Raw genomic sequence first — 21803 nt, forward strand, 5'->3', positions numbered from 1 at the left:
CATTATTTAAATTCTACAGCTTGGTTATTGTTTTTTTCTCTTCTTCTCTTTTCCTTTTTGGCACTCTGGAAAATCTCACGGAATTTATCATAATCCAAAGTGATGATAAAACCTAATCCTGTTTCTACAATCTGCCCTTGCAACGCCACCTGATATTCGTTTTTACGATACGCCCTCAACATATATCTGCCATCTTTGGAAAGGCTGTAATCTACGGTAACATCGCCTGCGATATTGGTCGTATTTTCGTTTTGTCTGGCATCGCCTTCCAACCCGAAGTTACTTCCAACAGAGACTTTCAATCGGTCATTCAATAATTTTTTACTGATATCGACATTCAAGTCTGTTCGGGTATTTTTGTTTCCTGTGGAATAATCTTCAGAAGATTCTAAATCCAAATTAAGATCAACACCTTTTACCAAATCCGAAGCCAGATTATTCAGTTGTTGAGATAGGATTTTACTCACACTTTGTCGCGCCATTGCTTCCGTAGAAAGTCCTGCGCTGTTTTCAAATGGATTTTCACCGATGAATCTATTCAATAAAAGCAAAGCAAAAACCTGCTTGTTCATTTCGTTTTCGTCCGTTCTTAGTTGAGTCAGTTTTTGGTCCACAACATCTTTCACATTAGATGAAATCGAATTATTTTTCTCGGCTGTCGTAATATCAAAAGAAATGACTGGTTTCAACAATTCGCCATTCATTTTAAGCAGAGTATTGAACTCCATTCTTTGTTTGTATTGATTCAGATTCGCCGCACTTTCACCGCTTATTTGTTGCTGAACCAAATCCAAAGGCGCCGTTTCAGTCTTATAAACGGCGGTAATGTTGAGCGTTGCCGCAGTCGGTTCGCCAGTCCAAGTAATCGTGCTACCTTTTTGAATTTCGAACTTGCGTTTCAACAAACTTACCGTCATATCGTAGCTTCCTTTTTCAACTTCATAAACGCCGACCAAAGTTACCTTTCCGGAAGGATCAATTCCGCCAGTCAACTCTGCATCACCTTGAATGTTTACAAAATCACCGTTGGCTTTGTCAATTACCACAGACATTTTCGCTTCTTTGCTGACTTCGATATTCACGCTCACATCCATTCCTTTGATTTTATTTTCGGTTTTCAAAGAATCTGCGACAATGGTTTTGTTCAATGCAATCTGGTCTCGGTCGATAAATTCTACAATCCCATCTCTATCTTGCAAAGCCGGACTAGATTGTGGAAGAACAAATGTAAAATCTGTATCATCAGAAACCGCCAATCTTCCGTCCACTTTTGGAAGGTCTAAGTTTCCACGGACTTTCAAAGCAGCATCAATTGACAAGATTCCGTACATCATTGCATCATTCGATTTTTCAGAATTCACAACTTTAAAATCTCTTGCATTAACATCAAGATTGAAAGCAAAATCCCTGTAAGTCTGCGTTAAAACTTGTCCATCAATTTTTAAAGAATTACCATCTTTATCATTGATTTTGAAATCATCAAACTCAATTCCTCTATTGGTGAATGAAATTTTATCATCAATTTTTCTGAAATCACTTCCAGTTTGCGCAATCATTAATCCAACGTTATTCATTTTAATATCGCCAAGAATTCTTGGTTCAGTAGCTATTCCTGTAATTTTAAGATCTCCGGACAGATAACCTTCCGTATTGGTAATCGCGTTCATCGTGAAACCTTGGAGCGTTTTCATCTGAAGCTGATTCATTGCCAGATTCATATCAAAAGAACTTGCGGAAGTATTATAATTTCCTGTAATTTTCACATCATTATCATTGCCAGAAAGGGCAATATTCGCATTCAGAATATCGGCAGTTTGATTGTCAACTTTGATATCAAGATTCCCAACCGGACTTCCAAAGACGAATAAATCAGTCACATCAATATCAGAAGTGAAAGTCATTTTTTTGGTCAAATTCTTCAACTGCGCTGTTCCGTTAATCGTTCCTTTTGCTAACAATGAATCTTTCTTGATGATTTCTGTAATCGTTTCTATCTTAAAATCCTTTAGCGAAACATTTAGCGGACTGTTTTGAGAATTACTTTCCGATTGTAGTAAAATCTCGCTACCAGCATTAGATAATCTGAAATTGTCCGCAAAAATTCCCTGACTTCCTATTTGGATTTTGTTATCTTCAGCAACAGTCCAATCCATATAGTTCAGTTTCAAACCGTTTGGATTGAGTGAGATTTCCGTGATGTCGTTAAGCGATTTTGCATTTCCGGCAATCAGAAATTGTGTTGCATCTTTTTCGTCTTTTGTCGTGATGTTATAATTGATGATATTATCCGCAACATCGCCGTTTATATTGACTTTATTGACGGCAAAACTTTCACTTTTGAGAGCTGCAACATCCAGATTATACTGCAAAGCCTGATTTTGATTGGTCACCTTCAAGTTTGTATTTTCCAAAGTATTAGCTCCATAAACCACTTGCGGAATTTTCGCATCCAATTCTATAACTTGAGAATCTGCATTATAATTTCCTGTGATATTAATCGTTTCAAAACTTTTCAAATCCGGAACAAATTTCCTTATCAAGTCATCATTTTTAATGGTTGCATTCAGCGTAAAATATTGTCCTGCATCTATTTTTGATATTTTGTCAGGTTTCTGGAATTGATAATATTGATTAATTGTCTGAGACAATGCTCCGAAAATTTGAGTCAGCTTATATTTTCCATTCAGTTCAAAATCTGCAATCTGAGAATTGAATTGAATCTTGGTTGAATCCGCAGTAGAAATAGCATTCAGTTTAATTTCCTGAATCGGATAGATTTCTTTGGTATCAGAAATTGCAAAGTCCTGCAGATTGAGATAACCGTTGAGATTATCTGGATCAAGACTTTTGAAATCGCCGTCAATTCCACCCGCGATAATCATTGGTGAACTGTAAAACCCTAATTTATTTAAATCTAATTTATTAATGTTTCCATTGATTTTAACTGTCGGATTTTTATCATCATAAATACCTGAAGCTGTGAGATGAAGATTCGCATTCGGATCTTTTGAAACTAAGTTGATATTGTAAGCGCCACGGTTAATTTTTCCAACCAAATTCATATTTTGGTAGCGGTAACCTTTATAAACCGCAGATTGAACATTGCCTTTCAAATCCGCATTTGCATTTTTGAAATCAAAACTTTCACCTTTGGCAGCAACCTGAGCTGTGATTGGGCCTAAATCTTTATTCTGAATAATTTTTCCAATTTGCAAATTCTGAAGATTGGCTTTTACATCATACAATTCACGATTTTTTCTGCGCATATCGACATTCGCAATAATTCCGGCATTTCCCAAAGTCGAATATAAAGTCAGATTCGTATTCACAACTTTCGTCGTGCCTTTTGCAAAACCTTTGATGCTGAAATGTGAAGGCAAAGAAATGTTGGACGGAATAGTTCCTTTCGGTACCAGATTGAAAACTGTTTTTCCGGATGAAGCCAGTTCGCCAATTTTCAAATCGTAATACAAATTATCAGGATTCATCGCATTTTTGATTCTGCCGGAAGCCGCAACTCGCAATTGATCTAAACCGGAAACTTTCAAATCGTTAATCAATAAATCATTAACAAGACCTTTCACATTAGCATTGACATTGAGAACTGCATTGGGATATTTGTTAAACGGTGCTGTATTTCTAAGCGTCGGAACGAGATTCAGAATATCAGAAAATCCGATTTTGGAATTTTCTATATTGGCTGAAATTTTCACAGCGCCAGGATTAGCTGATAATTGCTCAATGGAATTATAATTAACAACAACTTCGTCTCTCAAAATAGTTTTTGATGTTTGCAGATAAAGATTTTTCAGATAAACTTCTTTCTCGGCATACACAAAATCTGTATTGAATTTCTGAACATCCAAACCTCTCGCTTCCTGAATTTCTGCAGATTTTACAGTTCCTGCAAAACCATTGTTTTCCATTTTGAAATCACGGATATCAAGATTGAATTTTCCAAAATTAAGATGATTGAAATCCATCCCGCTTTTGGTTGGTGCAACAGCTGTGTTATTATAAGCGACTTTTACATCATCCAGAATCAGTTTTCCAAGAAGGACTTTCATTGCTTTTTCCTTGTCAGAACCTTTTGAAACTTCAGGTTTTTCTTCTTTTTGAGAATTTGCATTAGAAGCTGGAAGAAATAAATTGGCATTGATATTGGCACCTGTCAGATAAACATTCCCAACGTCATAATTATTATTGTCAAGATCGATACTGTTCACTTTGGTACTTAATTCTTTGAAAAGAACCTTTGCAAATGTCTTCGTATTATCATCGCCATAATCGATATTGAAATTAGTCAGTTTTATTCCATTCAGACCTAATTTCATCGGCTTTTTCTGGTTGAGGGAATCAACTTTTTTCTCCACATTTTTAGAGACTTCTTCTATCAAATCCTGCTTTAGTTTTAATTTTAAACCATCAAGATTGATGTCATTAACAGCGTAGGAATTATTTTGAAGGTCAAATGTTTTAACTCTTGTATCAAAAGATTTGAAGTAAAGATTGATATCATTTTTGGATTGCTGATCATTGAATGATAATCCAATATCTTTCAATTTAATTTTATCCAAAGAAATAATGAAAGGCTTAGATGGACTTTCTTCCTTTTCCGAAGTTGCAAAAGCATCAATAATATAATCGAAATTGAATTTTCCTTGTGGATTACGGACAACATTCGCACGAACGCCTTCCAAATCAATTGACGTAAGATCAGCTTTAGACTTAATCAACTGCCACATATCGAGTCCTACATCTAGCTTCTTTGCTGATAAAAGCGTATCCACATCCTGGCCTTGCAAATACAGATTTTCCATGACCAAACTGTTTGGAAAGCCTATGTAAACTTTTTCAAGGGAGACTTTAGTTTTGATTTTTCCTTCCAGATAAACGATTAATCTATCCTTTATCATATTCTGAAAAAATGGAAGCCTGAGACTAAAAATAAGTACAATAAAAAAAACCAATATGGAAATAATGGTTACAAGAATGCGTTTAAGAATTTTTCTTTTGTTGAGTTTTTTCAAACCTTAATAGTTTTATAGATACAAGATAGCAAATACTGTACTATTATTAAGTTCACATCAAAAACCCTTACTAAAACCAGTTAACAAATAATAGCTTAAATGCTGATAATCAATACAAATGGGATTTTAAATTAATATTAAATTCAAGCAAAAAAATATTGATTAGATAATCATAAATGATTTTCATAAATAATATCTTAATCCAATTGCTGTGTTATGACAGTGCTTCTTTTTCTTACGGTATGTGCGGAAAAGTAACCCAACGCACCATTGCTTATGTTACTTGGCGGATTCGCTGGTGTAACGCCACCATTGGCTCCACCGTTTGAAAGCTGTAAAAGCGCAGAGTAAAAAGTATAAACGTTTTGGTCGATACACTGCATTTCTACATTAATCGTATCGCCTACTTTAACTTTCACACTTCCGTCTTCATCATCGTTAGGTAATATCAAAGGTCTTTGATTAGGCAAACCATTATTAACATTATCAGAAAACTCCTGAAAATTACTCTTTGAACGATTGTTGACATTATAAATAAAAAGATAACGGTCTCCTAAAGCTTCAGGATCAGTAAAAAGCGGTAAAAGTGTATAACTTGTTTCTCCACCGACGATGAAAGAATCCTGCTCCAGACCGTCAAAAGTTACAGCTTCAGGCATTGTACTTGTTGAAGTGTATTCTTTTCCTTCCGCCTGAATTTTTAAAGTATATGTTCTACCAGGTTGTCCTACAAAAGTTGATGTTTGATATCTTCCGTTTCCAATATATTGTAAAGTTTCGGTTTGACCTGTGTTGTCGCTTAAAACAACCTGTGCATTTTCGATTGCAGGATATTGATTAGCCTGAGTAAAAGCAACCGACTTTGTAATATTCACGTAATATGGACCTGCTTGATCAGTTACATTTCCTTCAATCACAATTTGTCCACTTTGGTCTTCTAAATCTAAATCTATCTCTTTTTCACAAGAATTTAATAAAAATAAAGAAAATATGATTATTAATAAATTTTTCATAATTAGAATTTAAAATTATAAGTAATGTTCGGAACCCATTTGAAAAGTGAAGTCTGCATTGCTCTTGTTGTTCCCGGATTGTTCGGATTATCTTCAAAAGTAATCGTGTATGCATTTTCTCTTCCATAAACATTATAAATCCCGAATGACCAGGAATCTTTCCAGCGTTTAGTAGAAACAGGTTCATAGGTTGCGCTCAGATCCATTCTGTGATAAGCCGGCATTCTGTCTGCATTTCTGTTGCTGTACTGGAAAACTGTTTGTCCGTTCAATTCATATTTTCCGGTCGGGAAAGTTACCGCATTTCCAGTGCTGTAAAGGAATAATCCTGAAAAAGACCATTTCGGGTTCAGTTGATAAGTTGCGACAACAGAAAGGTCGTGTGTTTTATCCTGTCTTGCATCATACCATTGATTATCATTAATTCCGTCGATTTTTCTTTCAGTTTTAGATAAAGTATAAGAAACCCAACCCGTCAGTTTTCCGCTTTTCTTTTTGGCGATTAATTCTAAACCGTAGGCTCTTCCTTTTCCGAATAACAGCTCGCTTTCAACATCTGCAGCGGTGTCAAAAGAGATTTGTGCCCCATTTTTATAATCGATCTGATTCTGCATTGATTTGTAATAAATCTCAGCATTCAATTCATAATTATTGTTGTTGAAATTTCGGCTGTAACCTGCACTGACTTGGTCAGCAATTTCTGGCTTTACGGTATAGCTGCTTCCAATCCATTGGTCGGTCGGGTTTCCGCTTCCACTGTTGCTTAATAAGTGTAAATTCTGAGTGTTTCTGGAATAGCCTCCTTTCACGCTGCTTACTTCATTAATTCTGTAATTTGCTGTAATTCTCGGTTCAAGATTCACATAGGTTTTCCCGAATTTTCCTTTTTCTAAAAATTCAGAGTCGGTTAAAACTCCATTTTGGTAGGTATTAAAAGTATCGCCACCCAAAACACTGAACATTGAAAGTCTTGCTCCGTAGTTAATGGTTAACTTTTCTGTTGCTTTATAATCATCATTAATGTAAACGGCGTTCTCCCAGGAATATCTCGGATTTCTCGGAAAACTGCTCACACTTGTTCCCGATGCGCTACTTGGAGTGATCGTATGATAAATTGACTGAAAACCGAATTTAACGGAATGTTTATTTCCCGCAAACCAGGAGAAATCCTGTTTCAAATTCCAGTCTTCAATTTCAGAATCAAGCCCGAAAGTATTGTTGTTACTGCTTAACGCAACATTATAATTGTAGTTGCTGTAAATGAATGACGTGTTGGAGAATAATTTGCTGTTGATAATGCTGTTCCAACGCAAAGTTGCTGTCGTATTTCCCCAATCGGTTGAAAATGTATCACCCAAACCTAAAACATCTCTTCCAAAATATCCGGATAAATACAAACGGTTATTATCATTGATCTGATAATTGGCTTTTAAGTTTAAATCATAAAAATATAATTTACTGTCCTTAAAATCATCCGTTGCTTTTAAAAATACATCCGCATATGTTCGTCTTCCAGAAACAATAAATGAAGATTTTTCTTTCTGAATCGGTCCTTCAACGCTTAATCTGCTGCTGATTAATCCGATTCCGCCGTTGACGTTGTAATCTTTATTGTTTCCGTCTTTCATTTTCACATCTAAAACTGATGAAAGTCGACCGCCATATTGCGCAGGACTATTCCCTTTAATGATACTCACATCCTTCAGTGCATCACTGTTGAAGGTACTGAAGAATCCAAGTAAATGCGATGCATTATAAACTGCTGCTTCATCCAGTAAAATCAAATTCTGATCGGTCGCACCACCTCTTACAGAAAAACCGCTGCTTCCCTCACCGTTGCTTTTAATTCCGGGTAAAAGCTGAATGGTTTTCATCACATCTTTTTCACCAAACAGAACGGGAAGTTTATCAATCTGCTTAATGCTCAGAGTCTCGGTTCCCATTTGTGCAGATGAAAGATTTTTGTCTTTTTTCACGGCGGAAATTACAACTTCATCAATTTCTTTTACCCTTTCACCGTTTTCCTGACTAAGCTGAAGATTCAGCTTAACATCATCTTCAACATTCACGATTTGCTGAAAATCTTTGAATCCGGGATTTGAAACAACCAAAGTATATGAACCTTTGGGAAGTGAAAGCGAGTAAAATCCGTATTCGTTGGCAATAACTGAAATGGTAGGATCTTCTGCAACCTTTACGGAAACGCCGATGAGCAATTCACCATTTTTCTGATCTTTAACTGTACCACTTACCGAATATTTCTGCTGTGCAAAAACAATGGAACTAAAACAAATTGCCGCTACGGAGCTAGCAATTTTCAGGGAGGATGTCTGCATTGAACAAATTTACTTTATTTAAACGTTTAATTTGCTTCTTGATTATATTAATCAATTAAAAAACAGCATCAATAAAATTATCCAATATATTTTAATGTTAAAATTATAGTTAATTAAATTCTAAATATATCAATTTTAATCGTTTCAATAATTAAGACTTTATGCTATGCAATATTTGAGATAGATAATTCATTCGTAACTTGATTTAAAAGAATTACAGAATCAACAAAAGTGCTTGTGCAGATGTGCGTGTAAACTTTAATTAGTCGTAAAAGTATTTTCAGAAGTGCTTTTTTCTTCATTAGTTATTAATCAATATGATACTTGGGAATGTCTAATTTAATTGAGGTTTTCGAAATGTTGTTTCCTGAAATTGTAGAGTCAAAATCAAAGACAGTACAACGTACTTCGTCCGATTATTTACTTTAATATGATAGTTTAAAGAGGTTTGGAATAATTTTTAAGACTTCATCAATCTTAGCTATTATATCTATGTTTCACGAGATAGTTTTTGATTTTGCATAGCCATTCCAATATCTCAACCATACTTCCGAGCAGTACTATTTTTGTTGATTCATTTAAGATAAAATAAATCGAACTTAACTTTGAAAATTCTTTTCAATAATAAGCAAAAGTTGATGTTAGATTTTCAGTACAGTACGGATTTTAATATTAACTTAAAAGCAAAAACACCTTGTTTTCAAGGTGTTTTTTTCTTAAAAATTTAGATTATAGTGAAATAATATACTTGTTATTTAATAACAATCTTTGTTACAAATTCAGTTTTAGAATCATCGGATAAAACTTTTAAGAAATAAGTTCCAGCTGTAACATTGGTTATAATTTTATTATTTGAAAATTTATCCTTTTTAACAATTCTACCAGTCATATCGGATACTTCAAAAGAGCCGAACTTTACTTTTGTTACAAATATTTCTCCTTTAGATGGATTTGGATATATTTTTGCGAATTCATCTTTTTCAGATACAGAGAGGGTTTCCTCTGGAAGATTTACCTTATAGAGTTCTGTACCAATAGTATCTGTACTTGAGATTCTAGCGACAACATAAAGTTTGTCATTATATGCAACTAAGCTGGAGCCTGATGCTATAGACGCCAACATTTTAGTTCCGCTATCTGTTCCATCTGTTTCCCAAATCTGTTTTACATTACTTGCACTTGTAGCAAAAAAGTAAAGCTTGTCTTTAACTACCACAAATTTTTCAGGAAAAGAACCTGATGTTCCGGGAATTATATCCTTTAGCATTTTGGTGCCTTGCTCTGTTCCATCTGTAACCCAAGGTTCTATTCCACTTGTTAAACCATCAGAAGCAGAAAAATAAACTTTCCCCTTGTACTCTGTAAAATTGTTGGGGTTAGATCCTGCTGTGCCACTAGAAATATTGATATCCTTCAAAATGACTGTTCCGGCCTCTGTTCCATCTGTAATCCAAGGCTCTCCTCCATTTCCTCCGTTGGCGTTAAAAAGGGTTTTACCCAAAGCAGGACTGTAAATCAGATACTGCGGGTAAGAAGATGTCGTTGGATTTACATTTTTAACGAGAGCTGTTGATGTACCGTCAAACCCGTAAAGTTGAGTCAAAAGAGGATTTGCCGCACTTGTCACTTGGGCATTAGCCAAAATTTTATTAGGACCAAGACCAATATTAAGAACATTAAGGTTATCATCCGCAATAACTGCCTGACCTGAATTGTTCAGATAAAAAAGTCTTTGTGTGTTGGGCGTTACGTTTGCATTTGTAGCTTTGAAATATAATGTATTACCTAAATTTGTAAGATTTGAACTAAATTTTGCTGTAGATGAAACCAGTTGCACACCATTGGTCTCATCATACGACATCAATACTCCGGAAGTAGTGGTTCCATTGATAACCATACTTCCGCTGAAATATAATTTATTATTAAATGAATACAATGCATTTGGTGAAGAAGAAGAGTTACCAGGAACGATATCCGAAACCAATTTTGTTCCCGCCTCAGTCCCATCACTTTCCCATAGTTCAGAACCGATGGACGCACCATCTATTGTAGAGCTCGCAGAAAAATAAAGTTTGCCATTATAAATAGCAAAGTTGGAAGGTGTTGAATTCTGTACACCTGGAAGAATGTCCTTTACCAAAGTAAATGTGGTTTGCGCAGACATCAATCCGCATAATAAAAAAGCAAAAAAATTAATTTTTCTCATATTAGAAATTGTTAGTTAAATTTTATAATTATTCTCAGTCATAAAGCTGTCACTTGTTTAAAAATTCGAACCTTATTTTGTCCAACTAAAGTATAAAGAGCAGCCCTAAAACAGAAATGTTACACTGTCATAATTATAAAAACTTCCTCAATTTCGATACAAAAAAAATCAAAACAAAACATTAATAATCAATCATTTAAAAAAAAACATTTACCTCGTAATTATTGTAACAAACTGTAAGCTCAATTTCCTATTAATATTCCAGTTTTGATATGTTTATATTATAATTTGATCTATTTTTTTATGAGTTGAATAATAGATCTTCGTTTAACGTAAAATAATTATCATTCTTTTATTTTACAATATCTATACTTAAAAAAACTACCGAAAATGAAAATAAAAGCATAATTTTAACCACTAATTTATATTTTGGTGTCAAAGTCCGTTTTTCTTCTCTGTATGATTTTTTTCACTTTTATCTTTGGTAAACCCATTGATCCTGAAAAAAAACAACTGTTTCAAAAGGCAACTTATGATTTGACACTAAAACCGGATAAGACTTTGGAAACACTAGATTATCTGGAAAAAAACTTCGCTCTGGATACGGACGAGAAAGAAAAAATTGACTACCTTAGAATAAAATCACTTTTTTTTCAAAATAATCTGAATGAAGCTTTGAAAAAAATCGCAAGTGATGATGAAAATCTTTCGCCTGGCATTCTCATTCTCAAAAGAAGTATTTTAAACTATCTGAGTATCAAAACACCTTTTGCTAAAAAACATGAAAATAACAGTGATATTAATTTTTCACAGCAAATAAATGAGTTAATTGATAAAATCGAGCAAAATAAAATTAGAAATCTATCGGTCTCACTCTCTGATATATTAAAAAAAGCGACGACTTGTAATTTGCTTATTGAAAGAGAAAATCTTCTCAGCTTATTTACAATAGCAGGCTCAAAAGATTTCAAGTCATCCGAATATTTTTTAAAGGAAATCCAAAAACTCTACAATTCCGATGTAGAATTTCAGATTATCTATGGTAAATTTCTCATTGATAATAGCCGTCAGGAAGAAGCAAAGATTCTTATAGATTCGCTCCCAGAAGATTCTTTGGAACAATCTACCAATATCAATCTTAAATATGAATATTACGACCTGTTAGCCTCCTATTACTCCAAAACATCTTCCAATATTGGTTACAAAGAGTACAGCGATAAAAGCGAATCTATTTTAAAACTTATAGATCAAGCAAAATTTTCTGCAAAGAACAAATGGTTCAATATTATTGAGAACAATTATAAGGATGAAGAAAAATCTTTGTTGGAGAGCAGAAAAAGGATATTGATTTATATTACTGTTGCTGGATTAATTATCATTACATTATTATTAATTAGATTTTTTCAAGTATCGACTCAGATAAAAGAATATCGAAGTTTCATAAACAAAATCAATGCTTTAAAAGAAAGGAAGGTAACACAACCACAGTCGATTCCGGAAAAAACGGAAAACATTTTATTGGAAAAACTCCAAAATTTTGAAAAATCTGAGGATTGTATCGATCCCAATATGTCATTGCAAAATCTTGCTAAAAAACTGGAAACCAATACAAAATACCTGTCAGAAGCAATTAATACACACAAGCAAAAAAATTTCAATGCTTATATTAATGAATTGAGAATCAATTACATCATCAATAAACTGAAAGAAAAGCCAATCTACAGAAGCTATAAAATCAAATATCTGGCAGAGGAAAGTGGTTTTTCCACGCACAGCGCATTTGCTGCAGTTTTCAAATCGGTTACAGGGATGTCACCAGCGAGCTACATCCAATTGTTAAAAGAGAAAGAAGAATGAAAAGATTTATTCTAATTACGATGTTGTTTTTTGGATTCTTCGGAGCTGCCAATGAGCCAACTGTGGATGTAATTCTGACTAAAGCACAAAAGCTGATGCTGCAAAACCCTATAGAAGCTTTTCGTCTTGCAAAAACAGCGTTTGATAAAAAAAATCTAAGTCACGAGCAAAAACTCCAGTCATTATTTATATTGACAAACACGTCTAATATGTTGCAAAAGCCGCTAGACGTTATAAAATATGGCAATAAAGCTTTGGATATTGCTGATGACAATGGTGACGCAATAACCAAAGTCAAAATATTAGGTATCCTTGGAAATACATATCAGTCTTTACAACTCAATGAAAAAACGCGTGTTTACCTAGATCAGGCTGAGGCTCTTTTATCTTCACCAAAGATTTCGGATACGCTTAGTATGGTGAAAGGAAATATTTTCTATCTCAAGGCAATGAACTATTTCTATAGTCTTGACAGTGGAATCGCAATATCTTATTTCAACAAAGCAATCAATCAGTATCTGCAGTCCAAAAATCCTTTAGCAGAGATCAACATCAAAATGGCTTACCTGAACAAAGGATTTTCCTTGATTCAACAAAAGCAGACCAAGTTGGCACTGGAAAACCTCAATCTGGCGAGTATCAATATGATAGAGGCTTCCAATCGTTATCCTCCACAATTTGTAGAGTTACAACAGTCATTTATCGAACTTGGAAAGGCCAAAATTCTGGCTTTGGAAAATAAACCCGATTTATCAAACGTGATTCTTTTTGAAATTCTGAAGCAAAGAAAAAATCAGGTAGCCAGAGACGATATAGAAAATGACATTTATGCACTACTTTCCAAAAATTTTCTACAGCAAAAAGACATTAAAAATCACCACTACTACGAATCTGTTTATAAAAAACGTGTTGCGGAAAGCAATCTAGCCTCAGCAAAATTAGTTAACCAATTAATTCTTCAGGAGGAATCAAACAGTGCTTTAGAAAAACAGTCAATCAATAAAAATTATATATTACTAATTATATTTACTGCAACTTTTTTTACAATCATAATCGTATTTATGCTCATTAAAACAGTCAGAAAAGAGCAAATACGAAGGGTTTTAAGAAAAGAGGCCACCAGAAATATATAATATTGACATTCAACTATTTATCAATAAAATCCCACTGTCAAAATCATAAATTTTCTATAATAAAGCTATTCAATACTTTGCTTTCTATTAAAATCGGATATATTTTCGTCCTGTTTAAAATTTGAATAGAAATGAAGAAACTTTATTATTTGATCATTGCATTTTTTGCTATTGCAAATGCTGATCTAAATGCCCAGACTTGTAATACTGTAAGCTCCTTTCCTTTTAAGGAAACTTTTGAAGCTGACAGCCCAAGCCGTTCTTGTTGGACACAACAGGTAATTGGTGGGCACTACCCAAGTTATGATGGCTGGATCTATAAAAAAGGATCAGCAGGCGGTGTGGATTACAACATCGTGAATGCACACTCTGGGCAACTTAATGCTTGTTCTCAAATTGCAGCCAATTCCCCCGATGCAAAGGTTAGACTGATAAGTCCGACAATGGATATTACAGGATTACAAACGCCGACAGTTTCATTTTTCATGGGGCAGGAATCTTGGGGAATCTATCAGAATATCCTAAATGTTTATTACCGTGTCTCTCCTACTTCTGAGTGGAAAGTATTGAAAAATTTTATGTTCAATGTTCCAGAATGGAAACAAGCTGTTTTGAATCTACCAGAAAAATCGTCTGAGCTTCAGATTTGTTTTGAAGCGGTAATGAAGACTGGAAGAGCCAACGTTCTGGATGACATTGTTGTTGGTAATAGTGACAGTGTTGAAAATTATCCATCTGCTTGTGCACCATCTACGCCAAGCAATAATTTTGAAACAGGAGCTGGAGACTTAAAGCTTCTTTACCTTGCCAATGATTTCAATGTTGGAGCACATACCAATCTAACTATTACAGATATTATTCTTAATACTATTGACAAAGGCGGAATCCAGTCTTTTGCTATTTACATTATGGCTAGAGATGGTTATGGTTTGCCAAGCGGAACTATCAAAGCTTATGAAGGAGTAACACCAAGCTCTGTTGCCGATTTGAATGTAAGAGATGGATTCACGTTCAGAAAAAACACTTTCAATCTTCCCGAGCCTGTGGTACTTTCAGGTGGTGCTACGGGATCCAGATATTGGATTGTTGTAAAAGTGATTAACAATGATGAGACTAATGCATCTTTCTGGGAATCAACTTCTATTAGAAACAGTGGAAAGGAAATGTATTACAGCGGAGACGGACAAACCAACTGGAAACCGGTAACCAATGGTGCAGACGGGGTATTTACATTGATAGGAAGCTGTGTTGAAACCAATCCTACTGACAGTTATTGTCTTCCAAAATTCAATTTCCTCATGCCGATAGATAACGTGAAAATTGGAACTATCAACAACGCATCAACTGATAATGTTCCTTTTGAAGATTTTTCAGGAATCAAAACAGATCTTGAGAGAGGAAAGACCTATCCAATCCAAATCAATGCGCAAACTTATGACAGTACATCAAACCAAGCTATCACAGCATTTATAGACTGGAATCAAAATGGATTTCTGGGTGACGACGGAGAGATTTATCAACTTGGGCGAGTAAGAACATCTAATGGAAATACAATTACTTACCAACTTCCTGTTCCATTATCTGCTAATTTAGGTAATACAAGAATGAGAATCATCTCAGAAGCTGTTAATTATTCGACCTATTCTTGTGGAGTTTATGACCAAGGGCAGGCAGAGGATTATACCATAAATGTCCTTAAAGAAAGTCTTGCAGTATCTGAAACTGATAAAAAAATCAATACAATTATATTCCCAAATCCTACAAAAGATTTTGTAAATATCAAGAATGAGTCAAATCTGAAAATGGCTGAAATTTTTGATATGAACGGAAGAAAGGTTATGGAGTCTGCAACTAAAACAATTGATGTATCAAAGCTTACAACTGGTCAATATATCATCAGAATGACTTTTGATAATGGAAGTCAGGATACTCAGAAATTAATCAAAAAATAGTCTTCATAATTAATTATTTTATAATGATGATAGCCCTGTCTGTCTAGATGGGGCTTTATCTTAACTAACATTTTCTACAACTATGAAAAAACTTTATCTATTGGCAATGATGATGATGACTGCTTCATCATTTTTCGCACAAACAACAGTTCCTCCGTACACTCAGGAATTTACTACTTTTCCATTGACAAATTGGTATATCGGTTATGCCTTCAATGCCAATGTTGGAAATGGGCCTACAGGTACATCATCCAATTATTGGCAACAAAAACCTTTTCTCGGTAACACTTCTGCAAACGACCAATCATTATGTATGAATTTTTTCACAGCTAATGTTTCTGCTTGGGCTATTAGCAATGCTTTTGATTTATCTGGTGGTGAGTATGAAATATCCTTTGATTATGGTACTACCAACGGTCCATTTATGACCAATCCAAACGGACCTGCTCCACAGGTTGTATCAACAGACAAATTCAAAGTTCTGATAACTACTGATAACGGAACGACCTGGCAAGAACTAAAAAACTGGGACAATCCCAATATGACTATTTCTAATGAAAGAAATAAAATAACAATTGATGTTTCTGCGTATAAAAGCAACAATGTAAAGTTTGCATTCTATGCTTCTGATGGTACTACGTTTGTAGCAGATGCGAACTATCGTATTTACGTCGATAATTTCAAAGTTCAGGCAAAACAATCAATGGCTGTTTCTCATAGTAATAAATCTATCTTACAAGTCTATCCCAATCCTACAACTGATAAAGTTTACATAAAAACAGACAAAGCAACACAGACTTTTCAGGTTTATGATTCTACAGGAAAAAAAATCCAATCGACAACTTCAAAGAGTATCGATCTAAGCAAATATGTTAAGGGAACTTATCTCATTAAAATAATTTTCACAGATAATACTACATCTGTTCAGAAGGTTGTAAAGTTGTAAAATTTATCAAAAATATAAATCATATTTTCAATAAGACGATCTATGTAGAATTTGAATTTTAATAGAAGCTTATTAATAAAAAAACAACTCCTATTTGAGTTGTTTTTATTTCTTTGATGCTTTCTATCACTTTATAACTATAAGGTTTTCAAAATAAAATAAATACAGGAATCCAAAATATTTTGAGAAAACAATTACACTACCAATATCAATGACAAAGTCTAAGAACTTTTGCGCATCTGTACTGTCTCCACTGTCTAAATAATGCTGGAGTTCTCATTGAAAAGGAAAAGGCATAGCTTTGAATGGCGACTTAAGGCTGGCTTAATTATCCTTAATGCTTAGAAAACATTTCAACCATGGACTTCAGGGCATATTCGTTATGCATGATTTCTCCATTTTGAAGGGATTCTTGAGCTATAACAGATGTTCTTGCTCTCATTTCTTCCTCGTAAGCAGCAATGGTCTCCAGCATATTTGTTTTAGCATCTGCAGTCAACAATCGGCTCAATTTCAAAGCATCGAGCATAGCCATGTTAACGCCTTCTCCTGCAAAAGGCGGCATTACGTGGGCAGCGTCTCCTAAAACGGTCACATTATGATTAGGAACCCAATACTGATCCAATGGCACACAGTAGATCGGTCTTGGAATAAGCGGCGGTGTGGCAGCAGTAAATAATTGTTCCCAGATAGGATTCCATTGACTGTAAGCTGATTGAAACCATTGCAAGACCTCATTGTTGTTATAATGAAGAATTCCATTATGTATTCTCCAATCCTCTGGTACTCTAAAACTGGCATAATATCCTATATCACCATTGCTTTTCTGTCCCATCAAAAGATTTTGATTATTGCCAAATGCCATGATTTTGCCCCCTTCCAAAAGTGTATTAATAACAGGTGTATTACGTGAAGCACCCTCAATATGTCCTTCCAGCATTGTAATACCTGTATAGAAAGGTTTAACATCAGTTATATAGGAGCGAATTTTACTGTTAGCGCCGTCTGCACCAATTACCAAATCAGCGTAAACTGAAGCAGAATCTTTAAAGTGAAGTAGCCAACCATTGTCCTGAGGTTCCATCGAGATAAAATGACTGTTCCACACGACGGTATTCGGCATTAGGGATTGAAGTAAGATGCTGCGAAGCACGCCGCGGTCAATCTCTGGACGAAAATATTTATTATTAAAATCGTCTTCTTTTTTATGGTGATGATCGCTGTAATGGGTCTCTGCGTTTTGATCCATAATTTTTTCACGGTCTGCTCCACGGAGAAAATTTTGTTGGAACGCCTCTATAAGACCAGCTTCTTTCAGTGCAGCTAGTCCCGAATCCTGATGCAGGTCTAATGGTGACCCCTGTACTCTGGCATTTTTATCATAATCTCTCTCGTAAACCTGGACTTTAATATTCTTTTTTTGCAGAAGTCTTGCAAGCGTAAGACCTCCAGGGCCTGCACCGATAATGACGACTTTTTTATTGTCTAATAGCATCTTATTACTTTTTACGGCAAAGCTATTCCTTATCGTAAACTAAAAATTGTAAAAATCGGCTGTTTTCATTACGGCTGAGTTCCTTAGGTGATACGCCGGATAATTTTTTTACTTCTTTGATAAAATGGGATTGGTCTGTGTAGCTGAGCTGCGGATATAATTCACCCTCCCAGATGTGCCGCAATGAAGACTGAAAGCGCAGAATCCGGCAGTAGGTTTTTAAGGAAACGCCTAAGAAACGGTTAAAATATTGATTGATCTGTCGGGAACTCCAACCCAGCTTTTCTGCAATTTCTCCTACTTTAACTTCTCCATTTGCCATCCGTAATTCTGCAAAAAGAAGCTGTTTCCTTTGATCTACTTCATTTGGGATCAGAGAGGTGATGACGCGGGATGCTTTTAAACAGAAGGCCTCAAAGTCAAAAAGATCCTCAGCTGTGAATCCCCAGAAATTATCAGGCATTTTCTTACCGCTGTTAAGCAGACCTGCAACTTCAGTTCGAAGGATGTATTCAACAGCCAGTGGTTCAAAACTGATAGAGAAGAATTTGGTAAACGTCTGCTTCGGCGTCATCTTAGGCTCAGTTTCCAGACCTAAAAGACTTATATGGAATTGTCCCTCGTCATTAAGAGACAACACCAAATCTATCTTACCGTTAGGGATAATAATACCTTCTTCAATTGCCACTAAGTTATGGAAGGCCGAAAAACAGTAGACAAAATCAGAAATAGCTTGGTCGGCTTCTACCAAACGGAATTGCAAGTTATCGTCAGGTGGAATCAAGGGTTATGATTTGATTTTTGACAGATCAACCCCTAGTTTAGCAAACTCAATCTCTCCTATTGCAGTGATTAAATAATTTTTCTCTTTAGGATCAGCTTTTTCGATCCACCCTTTGGCTATAAACTGTTCCAGTAAAAGTTCACCAAGCTTTCCACCGATATGTTCATAACATAGTTTAACTGGTTTTTTATTGTGTTGCTCACTCATCGTGTATTTAAAGATTTAAAAAGTTATTAATTTATTAGGCTACGTTGTCAATCCAATTCTACAAGCCCTTCATTAAGTGCATATTTAATTAATCCTACAATAGACTTGGTCTTTGTTTTAATGAAGATATTTCTTCGATGCGCTTCTACAGTTCGTTCACTGATATACAGTGCTTCTCCAATCTGCTCGTTACTAAATTCTTTAGCAATTAGTTGAAGTACTTCCAGTTCCCTGGATGATAATACAGGTTTGTCTTCTTCAGCAGTATCTAAAAGTTCTTCGGGACTCATCAGGTTATCCATTATGACGTGCTGGACACTGGCACTAAGGTAGCGGCCGTTTTGGTGAACTGCTCTAATAGCATCAACTACCTCCTGCATATTCGTCCTTTTTAGAATGTAGCCCGAAGCACCAGCCTTGATCATTTTTGAAATAACTGAAATATCTTCGTGCATCGTTAAAGCAATAACTTTAACTGCCGGGTAGAGTTCCCTGATCTTCTTGGTCATATCTATTCCCGATATTTCAGGCATATTGATATCCATCAGAATAATATCCACTTGCTGCTGCTCTAAAATTTTGATTGCTTCACCCATCGATGCTGCACCCGAAACCACTTTGATTCCTAATTCATCTTCAAGAAGTACTTTGAGTCCCTCTATCATCAATTGATGATCGTCCACTATCAAAACTTTTATTATATGATCTGCCATGAGTGTTATTCAATGTTTATGGGAATCATTATACTAACAATTGTTCCTCTGTTTATTTTTGAATCAATATGCATACTACCGTTTAAGTTTTCTATCCATGACCTGATATGTGCCAGTCCAAAACTTGCTTCTTCTTCAAGTTTTTCAACATCGAATCCTCTGCCATTGTCTTCAGAGATCAGCGTAATCTGATGAGAGTCCTTGGCAATCTGAACAAATAATTCAGATGCATCTGCATGTTTGATAGTATTATTCACTATTTCTTGAATGGTACGGTAAAGGATATTCTCTATGAGATCATCTAAATGCTGCTGCAGACCAAAGGTATCAAAACTCATTTTAATCTTACCGCTTTGGTTAACCTTATCTGCGATATTTTTTAAAGCACCTTTGATGCCTTGTTCTGATAATAGTGATGGAGCCAGATTGTGGGAAATATTTCTTACTTCATCGAATGCCTCATTAATACTTTCCATTAAAGCTGCAATAAGTTCACTTTTTTTGGTTTCATTAATATCGTTGCGTTTCTGTAAAACACTGGCATTAAGACCTGCTAAAGATAACAGATACCCGAGACTGTCGTGCAACTCACGTCCAATTCTTTTTCTTTCTCTGATCTCAGCTTCAAGTGCCGCGTTGGATTTTCGCCTGTTCAACTCGATGATGGTTTCCTGAAGTTTTACTTTCTGTTTATTCTGATGGTTACGGTATAGAAAATAGAGCCCACCAAAAATAATCATAAATACCAGAGACATCAGTAGCAGTATAATATTTTTATTACTGATAGCAAGTTCTTTCTTTTCCAGCTCTAGTGTCTGAAGCTGATTGAGCTGGTTGAGATAATCTACTTCCACATCATAGATCTGATTAACAATCGAGCTATTAGTCATCTCTTCCTTCAGTTTGGTATGCGCTTCGAAGTATTTCAGGCTCTCTTTGTAATCTTTCCTTATTTCATAAATACTAGCTAAAAGCTGAAGAGCATCTGCTTTTAGGGACTGGCTGTTATTTTGTTCAGATACCGCCATAACTTTATCAGCCAATAGCTGGGCTTTAGCAACATTATTTTCAGATAGTGCAAGCCTGGCCAGCCCTACTTTGGAGACAGCAAGAAGATGGACAAGACCTGCATTTTTAGCTATTGTAACACTCTTTGAATAGGCATTGTAAGCTTTGCTTTTTTCATTCATCGATAAATAGGTGTTGCCCATAATCTGATAAGACACACAAGTTCCATATAGGTTATTGGCCTTCTCAGATAATAGTATTGACTGCCGGAGGTTTTTCATTCCTCTATTAGTATCTTTTTTAGAAAAGTTGCATATCGCTATATTATTGAGGATGGTAGCGGTAAGGATGCTATCATTATTGATTGTACTTGAGTTGAGGGCTTTTTTAAAATAACCCAACGCTTTGTCGTAATGATTAAGATTAAGATATGTTAATCCAATATTATTAAGTGTTCCTGTTTTTTTTTCTTTGTGTCCAGACAAATCATAATTTTGAAGAGCCTTTACAAAATACATATATGCGGCTCTATAGTTCCCAAATTCATTATAAATGGTACCCAGATTGTTGTTTAAATTGCCAATTTCATAATAGAAATTTAACTTCTCTGCAAATGATAGTGCTTTTTTGTAATATGTAATCGCTTCTGAATACTGCGTTTCAAATGCATAAGACGAACCGATGTATTTCAGACAGATAACCTTAGCCTCGACATTTTCTTTAGAAAGTTGTTTTAGAATCCGTGAAGCGCTTCGGCGCGCTAATGATGGGTTCTCGTAAACGAGCTTATGTATCTCATTAAATTGACTGTCGTAATTTTGTTGATGGTTATTTAATTTATTTTTATTCTTATCCTCGCATGATAGGCATAAAATCAGCAGTAGGATAATTTTGCTGAGAGATATGAGCTCGCGGATAATGGGTAAAGTAAGAATATAGAACCGTTTCATATGTTCTGCATTTCAAATGCATCATACAAATATGGCGTTAAATCCTGAAAATTGGTATTTTTTTTATGGCTTCAGGATAAAAATAAGTGCCAGTACTTAGCTGAACTACTGAAATTTAGCAACTGTCACGAATTGTTTTAATGCTGGTAATAAAGTTAATTTGTAATCATTAA

At 35.0% G+C, this 21803-nt stretch carries 13 protein-coding genes; 4 read left to right on the plus strand and 9 right to left on the minus strand.

All coding sequences use genetic code 11. The features are described 5' to 3' along the window. Positions 1-2 precede the first annotated feature (2 nt). The 4 genes from BUR19_RS08825 to BUR19_RS08840 all read right to left on the minus strand — a co-directional run bounded on the left by BUR19_RS08825 (position 3) and on the right by BUR19_RS08840 (position 10585). Positions 3-5030 (minus strand): translocation/assembly module TamB domain-containing protein, encoded by a 5028-nt coding sequence (locus BUR19_RS08825; protein ID WP_074234905.1) that lies wholly within the window; start codon positions 5028-5030, stop codon positions 3-5. Positions 5031-5227: 197 nt separating this feature from the next. Continuing rightward, on the minus strand, positions 5228-6043 hold the full coding sequence (locus tag BUR19_RS08830; protein WP_074234907.1) for a DUF4249 domain-containing protein: 816 nt from the start codon (positions 6041-6043) through the stop codon (positions 5228-5230). 2 nt (positions 6044-6045) lie between these two features. Then, positions 6046-8379, minus strand: a complete 2334-nt coding sequence (locus BUR19_RS08835; protein ID WP_074234909.1) for a TonB-dependent receptor — start codon at positions 8377-8379, stop codon at positions 6046-6048. Positions 8380-9130: 751 nt separating this feature from the next. Further along, a complete protein-coding gene (locus tag BUR19_RS08840) occupies positions 9131-10585 on the minus strand; it encodes a T9SS type A sorting domain-containing protein (protein ID WP_083600712.1) in 1455 nt (484 codons plus the stop codon). Between the two features lie 561 nt (positions 10586-11146). Here BUR19_RS08840 and BUR19_RS08845 point away from each other — a divergent pair. The 4 genes from BUR19_RS08845 (at position 11147) to BUR19_RS08860 (ending at position 16473) form a co-directional block, all read left to right on the plus strand. Further along, positions 11147-12442 carry a helix-turn-helix domain-containing protein gene (locus BUR19_RS08845; protein ID WP_175565888.1) on the plus strand — a complete coding sequence of 432 codons (1296 nt, stop codon included), beginning with the start codon at positions 11147-11149 and terminating at the stop codon, positions 12440-12442. After that, positions 12439-13575, plus strand: a complete 1137-nt coding sequence (locus BUR19_RS08850) for a hypothetical protein (protein ID WP_074234915.1) — start codon at positions 12439-12441, stop codon at positions 13573-13575. Before BUR19_RS08845 ends, BUR19_RS08850 begins: the two co-directional genes overlap by 4 nt. 131 nt (positions 13576-13706) lie before the next feature. Next, entirely contained in the window at positions 13707-15527 is a 1821-nt protein-coding gene (locus tag BUR19_RS08855; RefSeq protein WP_074234917.1) for a GEVED domain-containing protein, read from the plus strand. An 82-nt stretch (positions 15528-15609) separates the two neighbouring features. Further along, positions 15610-16473 carry a T9SS type A sorting domain-containing protein gene (locus tag BUR19_RS08860; RefSeq protein WP_074234919.1) on the plus strand — a complete coding sequence of 288 codons (864 nt, stop codon included), beginning with the start codon at positions 15610-15612 and terminating at the stop codon, positions 16471-16473. Between the two features lie 334 nt (positions 16474-16807). Here the strand turns inward: BUR19_RS08860 and BUR19_RS08865 are convergent, their stop codons facing one another. Genes BUR19_RS08865 through BUR19_RS08885 form a run of 5 tightly spaced genes read right to left on the minus strand, consistent with a single transcriptional unit; the run spans position 16808 to position 21630 of the window. Further along, positions 16808-17968, minus strand: coding sequence for an FAD-dependent oxidoreductase (locus tag BUR19_RS08865; RefSeq protein ID WP_074234921.1), 1161 nt, complete (start codon positions 17966-17968; stop codon positions 16808-16810). A gap of 22 nt (positions 17969-17990) precedes the next feature. Beyond that, positions 17991-18752 (minus strand): helix-turn-helix domain-containing protein, encoded by a 762-nt coding sequence (locus tag BUR19_RS08870; protein WP_245799048.1) that lies wholly within the window; start codon positions 18750-18752, stop codon positions 17991-17993. A 3-nt stretch (positions 18753-18755) separates the two neighbouring features. After that, a complete protein-coding gene (locus BUR19_RS08875; protein WP_074234923.1) occupies positions 18756-18959 on the minus strand; it encodes an ArsR family transcriptional regulator in 204 nt (67 codons plus the stop codon). A 47-nt stretch (positions 18960-19006) separates the two neighbouring features. Beyond that, positions 19007-19672: a response regulator gene (locus BUR19_RS08880; protein ID WP_074234925.1), complete on the minus strand. Its 666-nt coding sequence runs from the start codon at positions 19670-19672 to the stop codon at positions 19007-19009. 5 nt (positions 19673-19677) lie between these two features. Then, on the minus strand, positions 19678-21630 hold the full coding sequence (locus tag BUR19_RS08885) for a tetratricopeptide repeat-containing sensor histidine kinase (protein ID WP_074234927.1): 1953 nt from the start codon (positions 21628-21630) through the stop codon (positions 19678-19680). Positions 21631-21803: the final 173 nt, after the last annotated feature.

Source organism: Epilithonimonas zeae (assembly GCF_900141765.1).
GTDB classification, from domain to species: domain Bacteria; phylum Bacteroidota; class Bacteroidia; order Flavobacteriales; family Weeksellaceae; genus Epilithonimonas; species Epilithonimonas zeae.

Excerpts from the sequence above, each read along its gene's own strand:
- BUR19_RS08830 (WP_074234907.1), bottom strand. The coding sequence starts at position 6,043 with ATGAAAAATTTATTAATAATCATATTTTCTTTATTTTTATTAAATTCT.
- BUR19_RS08835 (WP_074234909.1), bottom strand. The coding sequence starts at position 8,379 with ATGCAGACATCCTCCCTGAAAATTGCTAGCTCCGTAGCGGCAATTTGT.
- BUR19_RS08840 (WP_083600712.1), bottom strand. The coding sequence starts at position 10,585 with ATGAGAAAAATTAATTTTTTTGCTTTTTTATTATGCGGATTGATGTCT.
- BUR19_RS08850 (WP_074234915.1), top strand. The coding sequence starts at position 12,439 with ATGAAAAGATTTATTCTAATTACGATGTTGTTTTTTGGATTCTTCGGA.
- BUR19_RS08855 (WP_074234917.1), top strand. The coding sequence starts at position 13,707 with ATGAAGAAACTTTATTATTTGATCATTGCATTTTTTGCTATTGCAAAT.
- BUR19_RS08860 (WP_074234919.1), top strand. The coding sequence starts at position 15,610 with ATGAAAAAACTTTATCTATTGGCAATGATGATGATGACTGCTTCATCA.
- BUR19_RS08865 (WP_074234921.1), bottom strand. The coding sequence starts at position 17,968 with ATGCTATTAGACAATAAAAAAGTCGTCATTATCGGTGCAGGCCCTGGA.
- BUR19_RS08875 (WP_074234923.1), bottom strand. The coding sequence starts at position 18,959 with ATGAGTGAGCAACACAATAAAAAACCAGTTAAACTATGTTATGAACAT.
- BUR19_RS08880 (WP_074234925.1), bottom strand. The coding sequence starts at position 19,672 with ATGGCAGATCATATAATAAAAGTTTTGATAGTGGACGATCATCAATTG.
- BUR19_RS08885 (WP_074234927.1), bottom strand. The coding sequence starts at position 21,630 with ATGAAACGGTTCTATATTCTTACTTTACCCATTATCCGCGAGCTCATA.